Raw genomic sequence first — 12496 nt, 5'->3', positions numbered from 1 at the left:
GATCGCGTCGTTCGATGTCATGGACATGCCCTCTCCCTCGCGCGGATCCGCCCCGCGGACGCGTCGCGCGGGAGCGCTGCGCGGGAGCATCGCGCCGGGACATCGACGCGGAACGGAAGCCGCCGGCGGCGGGGCGTCGGCGCCCCCTGTGGTAAGCTGCCGCCGCCGTGGCCCCTCCCGAGCTCGTCCCGGTCGCGGCCGCCTCATGCTCTCTCCGGATTGCCCGCTCGTCCTTGGTGGCCGCTACCGTCTCCTGAGCGAGATCGGCCGCGGCGGCGCGGGCGTCGTGTACATGGCCGACGACCTCGACGGAGGCGGTCGGGTCGCGGTGAAGGTCCTGCTCCGGACGCACGCGGCCGGCACGGCGGCGGCCTCCCGGTTCGAGCGCGAGATCCGGGCCATGCGGCTCCTCGACGCGCCCGGGTTCGTGCGCATGCTCGACGCCGGCTCCGCCCGCGAGCTCGACGATGCCCCCTTCCTGGTGATGGAGCTGCTCCGGGGCCACGATCTGGAGCAGCTCGTCACCACCCAGGGCAGGCGCTCGCCCGGCGAGGTGCAGCGCTGGCTCGGCGAGGTCGCCGAGACCCTCGAGCTCGCCCACGCGCGGGGCCTCTCCCACCGCGATCTCAAGCCCGCGAACCTCTTCCTCGCCATCGGCGACGACGGGCGGGAGCGCGTGAAGATCCTCGACCTCGGCCTGGTCAAGGCGGTCGACCCGGGCGCGCTCGGCGCGTCGGGCGGCATCACCGCGACGGGCACGGCGATCGGCACGCCCATCTACATGGCCCCCGAGCAGGCGCGCGGGCGCTCGGACCAGATCGGCCCCGCGGCGGACGTGTGGGCGATCGGCCTCATCGCCGTCCGCCTCCTGACCGGCGACATCTACTGGACCGCGAACAGCATGGCCGAGCTGATGGCGGCGCTCCTCGTGATGCGGCTCTACCCGCCGTCGACGCGCTGGCGGTGGCTCCCGCCCGCGTTCGACGCGTGGTTCCTGCGGTCGTGCGACCGCGATCCGGCCGGGCGCTTCCCTTCGGTCCGCCAGCAGAGCCTCGCGCTGCGCGCCGCGCTCGAGGGCTCCTCGGCCGCCGAGCCGCCCGGCGCCGGCGGGCCGGCGTCGCGCGGGGGCGGCGTCCCCGCGGACATGCTCAGCACCGACACCATCGAGCTCGCAGGCACGGTCGAGGCCCCGCCCCAGGCGCTCGCCGGCGGCGCGCACCGCGACTCGGACCGCTCCCTGCCGCCTCGCCTCGACGGCACCTCGCCGCCCGGCCTCCACGGCGCTCCGCCGCCCGGCCCCCACGGCACGTCGCCCCACGGCCTCTCCGGCGCTCCGCCGCGCGGCACCACGCCGCCGTCCGGCTCCTACAGCACGCCGCCGCTCGGTCTGTTCGGCTCGCTGGAGGCCGAGCGGCCGCGCCACAACCTGCCGGTCCAGCGCACGCCGTTCGTGGGCCGCGCCCGCGAGCGCGCCGAGATCGCCGCGCTCCTGCTCGACCCGAGGGCCGGGCTGCTCACGCTCACCGGCGTCGGCGGCACCGGCAAGACCCGGCTCGCGCTCCAGGTCGCCGAGGAGCTCGTCCCCGCGTTCCCCGGCGGCGTCTGCTTCGTGCCCCTCGCGTCGCTGTGCGAGGCGGCGCTCGTGCCCTCGGCGATCGCGCAGGCGCTCTGCCTCGGCGAGGGCGGCGCGCGGCCGGACCTCGAGCGCGTTGTCCAGTTCCTCCGCGACCGCCGCCTGCTGCTCCTGCTCGACAACCTCGAGCACCTGACGGCCGCGGCGCCTGCGATCGCGCACCTCGCCGCGAGCTGCCCGCACCTCTCGCTCCTCGTGACGAGCCGCGCCGCGCTGAACCTCTCGGGCGAGCGGCGCTACGTCGTGCCGCCGCTGGAGGTGCCGGAGCCGCGCGACGTCACGGTCGACGTCGCGCTGGCGAGCTCGGCGGTGAGCCTGTTCTGCCGCCGGGCCGCCGCGATCAAGCCCGGCTTCCAGCTCGGCCCCGACAACGCCGCGGAGATCGTGGAGATCTGCGCGCGCCTCGACGGCCTGCCGCTCGCGATCGAGCTCGCCGCGTCGCGCCTCCGGGTCCTCACCCCCGCGGCGCTGCTCTCGCGCTTCGGCGACCGCGGGGCCGCCGGGCGCGCCTCCGCGCCCGCGGGCTCGTTCCGCCTGCTCACGGGCGGCGCGCGCGATCTGCCCGAGCGCCAGCAGACCATGCGCGCCGCCATCGACTGGAGCTACGGCCTCCTCGATCCGGAGGAGCAGCTGGCCTTCCGCACGCTCGCCGTGTTCGCGGGCGGCTTCTCGCTCGCCATGGCGGACCAGATGTGCGCCTTCCGCGATCCGGCGCTCGACGCGCTCGGGATCCTCGAGTCGCTGATCGACAAGAGCCTCGTGCTCCAGGTCGCGGGCGAGGAGCCGCGGTTCCAGATGCTCACGATCCTCCGCGAGTACGGCCTCGATCGGCTCGCGGAGGAGGGCGCCGCCGCGGCGTGCAACCGGCGCTTCGTCGAGCTGTCGCTGGAGCTGGCCGACAGGGCGGCCGAGGCGCTCGGCGGGACGGAGCAGGCCGCGTGGCTCGCGGCGCTCGATCTCGAGCACGACAACCTCCGCCTCGCCCTGGAGCTCGCGCTCGCGGGCGCCGACGCGGGTGCCGCGGTGCGCCTCGCCGCCGCGCTCTCGCGGTTCTGGTACATCCACGGGCACTACCAGGAGGGCCGCGCGTGGCTCGGCCGGGCGCTCGCGGGCGCCGCGGGCGTCGCGCCCGAGCACGTGGCCTCGGCGCTCCGGGGCGCGGGGAGGCTCGCGCTCCTCCAGTGCGACTACCGCGAGGCGCGCGCGCTGCTCGAGCGGGGCGCGACGCTCTACCGCGAGCTCGGGGACGAGGGCGGGCTCGCCTCGGTGATCCAGATCCTCGGCAGCGTCGCCCGGGAGCAGGGCGACTACGAGCGCGCGCTCGCGCTGCACGGCGAGAGCCTCGCGCTGGCCACGCGCCGCGGCGACACGCTCGAGGCGGCGCGCGCGCTCGGCTACTCGGGCTTCGCGGCGTGGCTCTCGGGCGACACCGCGCGCGCGGAAGGCGCGTGCCGCCTCGCCCTGCCGGAGCTCCGCCGCGCGGGCGATCGCGAGGGGACCGCGACGGCGCTGCTCTACCTCGGCTGCGCGGCGCTCTACCGCGGGGAGCTCGGCGAGGCGGTGCGCCTCTGCGAGGAGAGCGAGGGCCTGTCGCGGCAGGTGAAATTCAAGGAGGGGATCGCCTGGACGAGCAACATCCTGGGCCTCATCGCCATCGAGCGCGGCGATCTCGCCCTCGCGGAGCGGCGCCTGCGGGCGAGCCTGCGGCTGCACCGGGAGCTCGGCGATCTCTGGCGCTCCGCGAGCGTCCTGGAGGCGCTGGCGCGCGCGGCGGTGCGGGCGGGGAAGGCGGAGCGCGGCGCGCGCCTGCTCGGCGGCGCCGCGGCGCTCCGCGAGGACATCGGCACGCCGGTGCCGCCCATCGAGCGAGCGGCGCTCACCGAGTGCGCCGCGGCCGCGCGGGCGGCGCTGGGGGGAGCGGTCCACGAGGCTTGCCTCCTCGAGGGCCGGGGCGCCGGGCTCGACGCGACGATCGCGGCGGCGCTCTCGGAGTGAGCCTGTCCGCGTCGCGTGAGGGAACAGGTCTTCAACGCGGGTGAACGGGTCGGTTCGAGCAGGATTTCGCGCCCTGGAAACAGTGCGGTTCGCTTCCGTCGTCGAGCGCGCCGTGCTCGATGGTGGATATGAAGAGCGCACGATGGTTGTTCGCAGGGTTGATCGGCATGATGTTGGCCTTGCCCGCATGCTCCGATGACACGCAGGAAGGCTCGGGCGGCGGCCCGGGAGAGGGGGGCGGCGGCCCGGGAGAGGGCGGCGGCGGCCCGGGAGAGGGCGGCGGCGGGACAGGCGGATTCACGGTCACCGGGCCGATCTCCGGCGAGACGGCTCCAGAGGACGCCGTGGTGGCCGTCGTCTGGGTGGTGAGCTCGTCCAGCCCCGACTACGGCTTCAGCTTCGGCGAAGGGACCGCCTCCGGCGCGACGTTCACCGTCGGATTCGGGTCGGCGCCGCCGCGCGAGGCGATCAACAGCAACGGTGTCGGCATGGGCTTCGTCATGCTCCTCGCGCCGGGCACCCAGGTGCCCGAGGGCGAGATCGACTCCGATGTGCTGGATACAGCGCTCCTCGGGGCGAGCTCGCGACACGTCATCGTCTGGCACGAAACCTCCGGCCAGGGATTCGGCTGGTCCAAGAGCTTTCCGGCCGGGTTCGGCTGCGGCAAGTGCGTCGCGGCGCCGGAAGGCGAGGGGTTCGACTCCTACGAGCCGGTCGACTGCTCTGAAGTGGAAGTCCAGGTCGCATCGGACCCGGATTCGCTCGAGTTCTGCAACTGGACCTGACGTCGCGACCCGCTCACCGCGCGCCTGAGCCCTCTCCGGCCGCCCCGCTCCGCCCCGCGGCCCGGCCGAGGCGCTCGGCCAGGCGGCGGAGCTGGTCGATGAGCTCCTCGGGCTCGTGCACCTCGAACTCGAACCCCATGAACCCGAGGTGGAACGCGAGCGCGTCGAGGCTGCCGCCGCCGGTGTGGACGACGCAGCGGTCCGGGGTCAGCGCCTCGATGCGCCCCGCAACGCCCGAGAGCCGCTCCGAGACGGCCTGCGCGGGGGCGTGCACGGTCACGCGCGCGCGGATCGGGTAGGCGTCCGTGGAGACCGACTTCGACACGTAGGCGGCCACATCCTCCTCGGGCAGGGGGCGCGGCTTGAAGCGGCCCGCGGTCTTCGGCCTGCCCTGGATGCGATCGACGCGGAACGTCCGCCATGCGCCCCGATCGAGATCGTACGCGAGCAGGTACCAGCGGCGGCTCGTGTGCACGAGCCGGTAAGGCTCGACGGCGCGCGTGCTCGCGGCGCCGCTGTGGCTGCTGTAGTCGAAGCGCAGGATCTCGGCGTCGCGGCACGCGTTCGCCATGACGGCGAGCGCGTCCGCGTCGATGGTGGGGCCGCCGTCGCCCAGCCGCACGCTCACGGCGCCCAGCGCGGTCACCTTGCGCCGGAGCCGCTTGGGGAGCACCTGCTCCAGCTTCCCGAGCGCGCGGACCGACGCCTCCTCCAGCCCCCGCACGGTCCCGGTCGCCGCCGCGCGCAGCCCCACCGCGACGGCGACGGCCTCGTCGTCCTCGAGCGGCAGCGGCGGCAGCTCCTTCCCGGCGCCCAGCTGGTATCCGCCGCCGATGCCCGTGGCCGCGTGGACCGGGTACCCGAGGCTCCGGAGCCTGTCCACGTCGCGCCGGACGCTGCGCTCGGTGATCGCGAGCTCGCGGGCCAGCTCGCCGCCCGTCCAGAAGCGCCGGGATTGCAGCAACGACAGGAGCTTCAGCAGCCGCGCGGAGGTCTGGACCATGTGCCGCCTCTCTCCTTGCGGACCGAATCTGTCCGCAACCCAGTCTAGCTTCCTCTCATCCCGCGGGCGAGGCGCCTGAAGGCGCCCCGCCCCCAATCCCTGGAGCCACCTCCCATGAGCAACGCCGCTTCCGAGCACACGACGACGACCCCCGGCCTCCGGACCTACAAGGGCAGCTGCGTCTGCCGCGCCGTCCGCTTCGAGGCCGACTTCGACCCGAGCGCCGGGACGACGCAGTGCAACTGCACGATCTGCACGAAGACGAGGTGGTGGGGCATCATCGTGAAGCCGAGCGCCTTCCGTCTGCTCGCCGGCGAGGAGGTCCTCGGCGACCACTCGCGATCGGAGGCCGGCCATGCCCGGTTCTGCAAGACCTGCGGCGTCCGCGTGTTCGGGCACGGGCACCTCCCGATGCTCGGCGGCGATTACTGCACCGTGAACCTGAACTGCCTCGACGACGCGGACCTCACCGGCGTCCCGGTTGTGTACCTCGACGGGCTCCACGACACCTGGGCGCAGATCGGCGCCACGACGTACGTGCATCCGTTCTCCGCCGCAAAGGTGGCTTGAGCCGGAGCGCGCCGCGGCTCGGCCTCGCCGCTGCGATGGCGACGGTGCTCCCGGCGTGAGCGGCGCTCAGCGCCCGCCGGCGTCGTCGGGGAGCCCGTCGAGCAGCGGAACGAGCACCCTGGCGTCGATCGGCTTGACGAGGTGCAGCCGGAAGCCCGCCGCGTCGCTGCTGCGCTTGTCGCTGTCCTGGCCGTAGCCGCTGAGGGCGATCAGGATCGGCGGGGCGTCCTGGAGGCGCGTGTGGAGCTCGCGCCCGAGCGTGTAGCCGTCCATCACGGGCAAGCCGATGTCGAGGATGGCGATCTGGGGCCGGAAAGCGTCCACGAGCGACAGCGCGCGTGACGCGTCGTGAGCGATGCGCACCTCGTGGCCGTTTTTGCTCAGCATCTCCGCGATCAGCTCTGCGCCGTCTCGGTTGTCGTCCACGACGAGGACGCGCCGGCGCCGCGCCTGCGGCGGCCTCGATTGCGGCGGACGAGCCTCGGGCGCCGCCGAGGGCGGGGCCGCCGCCGCCGGAAGACGCACCGTGAACTCGCTCCCTCGACCGACGCCGGCGCTCTTCGCGCTCACGGCGCCCCCGTGCATCATCGTCAGCGTTCGCACGAGGGACAGCCCGAGGCCGAGCCCGCCCAGGGCCCGGTCCGAGCCACGTTCGCCTTGCACGAACATCTCGAACACGTGGGGCAGCAGGCTCGAATCGATGCCCTCGCCGTCGTCCCGGACGCGCAGCACGACGTCGCCGCCCTCGCGGCGGGCGGTCACCTCGATGTGGCCTCCGGGCGGGGTGTAGCGCGCGGCGTTCGTGAGGAGGTTGTTGACCACCTGGGTGAGGCGCACCTCGTCGCCCTCGATCGCGAGGCCCTCGGCGGGCACCGACAACGTGAGCTCGTGCCTTCGCTGCGAGAGGAGCGGCTCGGTCGCCTCGACCGCCTGCTCCACGACCCTCGCCAGCTCGAGCCACTTCTTCGACAGCGTGACCTTGCCGCGCGCCACCCGCGCGACGTCGAGCAGGTCGTCGACGAGCCGTATCAGGTGCTGCGCCTGGCGCGCGATCACCTCGCGTTCGCGCGGCGTCGCGACGTTGCCGCGCAGCTCCATCAGCTGGACCGCCGTGAGGATGGGGGCGAGCGGATTGCGGAGCTCGTGCGACAGGAGCGCCAGGAACTCGTCCTTCTGGCGCGCCACCTCGTGGAGCCGAGCCTCTGTCTCCTTGAGCCGCGTCACGTCGACGAGCGCGCCGATGGCGCCGCGCGGCTCGCCGCTCGGCTCGCGCAGCGTCACCGCCCCGCCGTACAGGTGGATCGCGCGCCCGCCCGGGAACTCGAGCACGAACTCGTGGGGCCTCACCTCGTCGCCGCGCGCCGCCCGCTGGAGCGGAAGCTCCCCCGGGGGCACGTCCACGCCGTCGACAAGCACCTTGAACCCGCGGTCGTCTCCCGCGCCGAGGGCCGTCCGTGCCAGGTTCTGCCCAGGATCGCTCCCGAGGAGCGCGTGCAAGGCGCGGTTGCCGTGCAGCTCCTGGCAGCCAGGGTCGCGGGCGACGAGCACCGCGGTCGGGACGGCATCCATGAGGACCGAGAGATCGTCTGCGCGCGCTCGCGCGAGCGCTTCGGCCTCCTTTCGATCGTGCATGTCGAACACGGCGGCCACCCATCGCGTGACCTTGCCGTCGTCGCCCCGGATTGGCGCCACCCGGCCGAGGTGGAAGCGATAGACACCCGCCCGGGTGCGGAGCCGGTACTCCATCTCGCAGGTGCTGGAGGTGGAGAGGGCCGCGGCGAAGCACCGCTGCACGTGCTCCCGATCGTCGGGGTGCACGGCGGCGAGCGCGCCCTTGTCCCGGAGCGACTCCTCGAGGCTGAGGCCGGTGAGCTCCGTCCATCGATCGTTGACCCAATCCAGGCGGCCCTCGGCGTCGCACGTCCAGATGATCTGAGGCAGCGCGTTGGCGAGCTTCCTGTAGTCCCCTTGATCGCCGTCGTCAGAGCTCATATCCCCTCGACGCGTGATACCGGCCTTTCACGCCAAGATCACATCCGACCAGGACAATCTCGTTCGTCTCGGGCGGGTTGATCGAGCGCACGGACGGGCATGATAAGGCCACTTATCATGTGTGGCGCCCACAGACAATCATTGCATGTCGGGTGCTCGCCCCGGCGAAGGCACGGGCGCGCGGGGGCTCGAATGCGAGCGCGTTGTGCGCGGCGTTACGGAGAGGTCGCTTTGACGACGCCGTTGATGATCGCGTCCAGGTCCACGGCGTTCGCCATCGCCTGGTACCCGGCGTCGTTCGGGTGCAGCTTGTCAGCGTCGTAGGCCGGGAGCAGGCGGCTCGGATCGGCCGGGTCGCGCAGGGCCTTGTCGAAGTCGATCACCCCGTCGAAGGCGCCGCTCGTGCGGATCCATGTGTTCAGCTTCTGCCGCTCCTGCTCGCCCTTGGCGGTTCCATAATCGCCCTTGTAGGTGCCGGTCGAGCCGGCGAACGGCACCAGGGTGCCGCCGTAGATCTTGAGCCCGGCGGCGCGGGCAGACTGGATGATCTGCTGGATCGCCGGGATCAGATCCGCGGCCTTGGCCGAGCGATCGCCGATGTCGTTGATGCCTGCCAGCAGGATGATCGCGCGCGCTCCGGGCTGGGTCAGCGCGTCGCGCGCGAGGCGGGCAGGGACGGGGTACCCGAACTGGAGCTGGGGACGGACGGTGAGCAGCTCGTTCCCGATGATCCCGGCGTTCACCACGGCGAGGGTCGGCCCCTTCCGGCTGGCGAGGCGCTGCGCGAGGTAATCGGGGTAGCGATGGTTGTCGTTCTTGGTCGACAGATATCCATCCGTGATCGAATCGCCGAGCGTGATCAGCGTGCCGACGACGTCCGGCGAGGCCTTGACGTCGACGCCCGACACGGCCATCCAGCACGAGATCTTCCGCGTGAACTGCTTGTCGGCGCCGTTCCCTGTCTGGTTGCCCGAAGCGAGGAAGTTGTCCTGTGCCGCAAAGTAATGTTGCGTGATCGGCCCTGTCTTGACCGGAAGGTGGACGTTCACCGCCAGCGTCTGCAGCGGCTGGACCTTCAGCGCCACGGGGTCGCTCACCGCCTCGCCGCCCGCGGCGATGAGGATCGATGTCTGGCCTCCGAAGCGCAGCGGTTGGGAGCTCCCCGCGACCGTGGCCGCGCCGCCCGCCGAGAGCGCGACCGACGCCGAGCCCACCTTGAGCGGCTCGCTGCCGCCCGCGTTCGAGATGCGCACGCGCACGGAGCTCCCGCCGGCGCTCACGCGGACGATGTTCCGGACCGTCTGGTCGGCGAGGCCGACATCCGAGGGACAATCCTGCGAGTTGAACGTGCCGCCGGGCGTCGGGCTGCTGTGCCAGGCGGAGACCCATCGCCCCTCCGGCGCCTTGTCGGCGGCCAGCGCGGGGCGCCCCGGCGCGGCGGTCATCAGCGCGATCGCCGCGGCGATGAGGGGACCTCGCGGCGAGGGGCGGCGCTTCGGTTCGGGCAGATCGAGCGAGGAGCGGCGCGCGTCGCGGCGCGCCGAGGTGACTCTGTGGTGTCTCTGTGGTTTTCCCATCGGTTCTATCCCATTGGTTCGCGTGGAGCGCGGAGAGCTCCCCTGGCTCCTCGGGGGCCGCGCGCTCGCTTCGCCCGACGTGATCGTCGAAACTGCGGGAGATGGGCCGAAGCTCGGGGCTGTGGCGCGACCGAGGGGCAGGGTGCCAGCGCGGGGAGGCGGGGAGAAGGAAATGCAAACACTTCGGGGGCGTCAAGCCCGATCTGCCCGGGCGGACTCAGAGGGCCGCGCCGAGCTCCTGTCGCTGGCGAGCGTGAACAGATCGGCATTCGGGGAGGGCATTCCCCATCGGCCTGTCCACGTTGGCGCTGCAGGCAGCGCGGCTCTCGTGCAACAATCGGCCGATCAGGGTGAGGGTCACGGTGTCGCCAGAAGAGATGGAGATCGAGGCGCCGAGCGGCCACGACGAAGAGATCGGCTGCGCGGCCTCCCCCTACCAGGGCGGGTGCCGCGAGCCCCACCCTGCGCCGGGCGAGCTCGTGGAGCGCGCTGCGCTCCGCATGGCGCGCGCGGCCGATCTCGACGAGCTCTCGGGGCTCCTGCTCGACCAGGCGATGGAGCTCGGCGCGCGCGCCGCCTACCTGCTCCTGACCTCCGAGGACACCGGCGAGCTCGGGCTCCATTCCGATCGCCACCTGCCCGCCGAGTTCCGTCGATGCCTCGCGCGGGTCGCGCCGGACGCGCCGCTGCTCGATGCATGGGCGGCGAGCTCGGGTCGGATTCAGGTGATGAGCGATGTGCGCTCGCTCGATCGGGGGCCATCCATGACACGTGAGCTCTGCGCGCGGATCGACGCGCAGAGCGCGGTTTCGATGCCCCTCTGCGTCCGCGATCGCTGCCTAGGCGTCCTCTCCTTTTGCCTGCCCTGCCCTCATCCCCACGCCGGCGCCGAGCTCGGCGCGCGCGCCGCGCTCTTCGCGATCGGGCTGGACAGCGCCCTCGCGCGCGAGGGGCGGGCGCGCGCCGAGGCCCAGAGCGAGGCGGTCCGGCGGTCGATGGCCCAGGAGCTCCGACGCACGAGTCACCTGGAGGGGGCGCTCCGGGAGAGAGAGCAGCGCTTTCGGGCGATCTTCGACGGGGCCCTCCAGTTCATCGGCCTGCTCTCGCCGGAGGGCATCGTCCTCGAGAACAACCGCACCGCTCTCGAGTTCTGCAGGGCCACGGAGGCAGAGACGATAGGCCGTCCGTTCTGGGAGCTGACGGGGTGGAGCCCCGAGCACAGGGAGCGCGTCCGCGCCGCCGTCGCCGAGGCCGCGGCGGGCCGGCTCGTGCGGGACGAGATCGAGGTGATCGGAGCGAGCGGGCGGGGCTGCATCGACTTCTCCATCAAGCCCATCACCGACGACCGTGGCAGGGTCGTGATGCTCATCCCCGAGGGGCGCGACATCACCGAGCGCAAGCAGATGGAGCAGGCGCTCCGCGAGAGCGCGGAGCGTTTCCGGCTCACCTTCGAGAACGCGCCCATCGGCATGGCCCTCGTCGGGCTCGATGGGGGGTTCCTCCTCGTCAACCACGTCTACTGCGAGATCGTGGGCTATGGGGCCGACGAGCTCTCGAAGCTCCGCTTCCAGGACATCACCCACCCCGACGACGTGGACACCGACGTGGGCCTGGTCGAGCGGCTGCGCCGCGGTGAGATCCCGCGCTATCAGCTCGCCAAGCGGTACATCCACAAGAACGGCACGATCATCCACGTCGTCCTGCACACCTCCGTGGTGCGCGACGAGGAGGGCGAGCCGGTTCACTACATCGCCCAGGTGGAGGACGTGACGGCGCGCAAGCAGGCCGAGGAGGAGCGGGAGCGCCTGCTCGCGCAGCTGGACGCCGAGCGGAGGACGCTGCAAACGGTCTTCGACAGCGCGCCCATCCCGCTCCTGCTCATCGATCGAAGCGGCGTGGAGCGCCTGCTCGCCAACCCGCACGGGCGAGATCTCACCGGGGGCGCGGAGGAGCGGGCGCGGTGCGTCGGTCGCGTGCGGCGCCCGGACGGCGCCGCCCTCGAGCTGGACGAGCTGCCGTCGAGCCGGGCGTTGCGCGGCGAGACGATCCCCGGCGAAGAGCTCCTCGTCACCAAGACGGACGGCTCTGTCGGGACGTTCCTTATCGCCGCCGCGCCGCTCCGCGACAGCGCGGGGAAGATCACGGGCGCCATCGTCGCTGGCGAGGACATCAGCGCGTTGAAGGAGCTCTCGCGCATGCGCGAGGAGTGGACGAGCATCATCGCTCATGATCTGCGTCAGCCGATCACCACGATCCTCCTCAAGGCCTCTCTGCTCGCGAAGGAACCGCAGTGCAGCGACAGGGCGCAGCACATCCTGGCCAGCGCGAAGCAGCTCAACCGGATGATCGACGATCTGCTCGACGTCTCCCGCCTCGAGTCGCATCGGCTGGATCTCAGGCGCGTCGAGGTCGATCTGCCAGCGCTCATCCGGGCGACGGTGGAGCGAACGGCCGACGCCACGAGGGGACATCGGGTCGACGTCGAGGTGCTGGACGGGGGGCCGCCGCTTTGGGCCGATCCCGGGCGCCTGGAGCAGGTGCTCACCAACCTGCTGTCCAACGCGGCCAAGTACGGCGCGCCAGGGACGCCGATCAGGATCGCGGTGGAACGGCGGAGCGGCGAGGTGTTCGTGGCGGTCGAGAACGAGGGGAAGGGGATCGCTCCGGACGAGCTGCCGAGGCTCTTCACCCGCTATTACCGGACGCGCGAGGCGAAGGCGGGAGGCGCCGCCGGGCTGGGCATCGGGCTCTACATCGTTCGAGGGCTCGTCGAGGCCCACGGGGGGCGGATCTGGGCGGAGAGCGCGCCCGGGAAGACGGCCTTCCGGTTCACGCTGCCCTGTCCCAGCCAGGCCTGGGCCGCGCGGCGCTAGGGGCTTCGAGCTCCGCGGCGCTCCGCCGGCTCCCGTGCTTCGGGGGGGCGACGCTGGTGAGGGCGGCG

Annotated in this window: 7 protein-coding genes; 4 read left to right on the top strand and 3 right to left on the bottom strand. The window is 72.7% G+C overall.

Annotated features, from left to right (window positions below):
* The first annotated feature begins 205 nt into the window (after window positions 1–205).
* A complete protein-coding gene (locus WMF29_RS28170) occupies window positions 206–3628 on the top strand; it encodes a protein kinase domain-containing protein (protein ID WP_437323231.1) in 3423 nt (1140 codons plus the stop codon).
* 128 nt (window positions 3629–3756) lie between these two features.
* The gene (locus WMF29_RS28165; RefSeq protein ID WP_437323230.1) at window positions 3757–4413 is read left to right on the top strand and encodes a hypothetical protein; all 657 of its coding nucleotides are present in this window, start codon (window positions 3757–3759) and stop codon (window positions 4411–4413) included.
* A gap of 13 nt (window positions 4414–4426) precedes the next feature.
* On the opposite strand, the gene WMF29_RS28160 is transcribed toward WMF29_RS28165, so the two are convergent.
* Window positions 4427–5416 (bottom strand): helix-turn-helix transcriptional regulator, encoded by a 990-nt coding sequence (locus WMF29_RS28160; protein ID WP_437323229.1) that lies wholly within the window; start codon window positions 5414–5416, stop codon window positions 4427–4429.
* Between the two features lie 114 nt (window positions 5417–5530).
* On the opposite strand from WMF29_RS28160, the gene WMF29_RS28155 reads away from it, so the two are divergent.
* Window positions 5531–5986: a GFA family protein gene (locus tag WMF29_RS28155; RefSeq protein WP_437323228.1), complete on the top strand. Its 456-nt coding sequence runs from the start codon at window positions 5531–5533 to the stop codon at window positions 5984–5986.
* 66 nt (window positions 5987–6052) lie between these two features.
* On the opposite strand, the gene WMF29_RS28150 is transcribed toward WMF29_RS28155, so the two are convergent.
* Both WMF29_RS28150 and WMF29_RS28145 read right to left on the bottom strand, forming a co-directional pair.
* Window positions 6053–7978, bottom strand: a complete 1926-nt coding sequence (locus WMF29_RS28150; RefSeq protein WP_437323227.1) for a PAS domain-containing hybrid sensor histidine kinase/response regulator — start codon at window positions 7976–7978, stop codon at window positions 6053–6055.
* 215 nt (window positions 7979–8193) lie between these two features.
* Window positions 8194–9555 (bottom strand): SGNH/GDSL hydrolase family protein, encoded by a 1362-nt coding sequence (locus WMF29_RS28145; protein ID WP_437323226.1) that lies wholly within the window; start codon window positions 9553–9555, stop codon window positions 8194–8196.
* A 362-nt stretch (window positions 9556–9917) separates the two neighbouring features.
* Here WMF29_RS28145 and WMF29_RS28140 point away from each other — a divergent pair, with 362 nt between their 5' ends.
* Complete coding sequence (locus tag WMF29_RS28140; protein ID WP_437323225.1) at window positions 9918–12428, top strand: PAS domain S-box protein; 2511 nt, start codon at window positions 9918–9920, stop codon at window positions 12426–12428.
* The last annotated feature ends 68 nt before the right edge of the window (window positions 12429–12496 follow it).

The sequence above is a fragment of the Sorangium sp. So ce381 genome, assembly GCF_051473845.1.
Taxonomy (GTDB): domain Bacteria; phylum Myxococcota_A; class Polyangia; order Polyangiales; family Polyangiaceae; genus Sorangium; species Sorangium atrum.
This window is presented reverse-complemented; position numbering and strand designations above follow the sequence as displayed.

Coding starts and splice junctions, on each gene's coding strand:
- WMF29_RS28165 (WP_437323230.1), top strand. CDS start 3,757: ATGAAGAGCGCACGATGGTTGTTCGCAGGGTTGATCGGCATGATGTTG.
- WMF29_RS28145 (WP_437323226.1), bottom strand. CDS start 9,555: ATGGGAAAACCACAGAGACACCACAGAGTCACCTCGGCGCGCCGCGAC.
- WMF29_RS28160 (WP_437323229.1), bottom strand. CDS start 5,416: ATGGTCCAGACCTCCGCGCGGCTGCTGAAGCTCCTGTCGTTGCTGCAA.
- WMF29_RS28155 (WP_437323228.1), top strand. CDS start 5,531: ATGAGCAACGCCGCTTCCGAGCACACGACGACGACCCCCGGCCTCCGG.
- WMF29_RS28170 (WP_437323231.1), top strand. CDS start 206: ATGCTCTCTCCGGATTGCCCGCTCGTCCTTGGTGGCCGCTACCGTCTC.
- WMF29_RS28150 (WP_437323227.1), bottom strand. CDS start 7,978: ATGAGCTCTGACGACGGCGATCAAGGGGACTACAGGAAGCTCGCCAAC.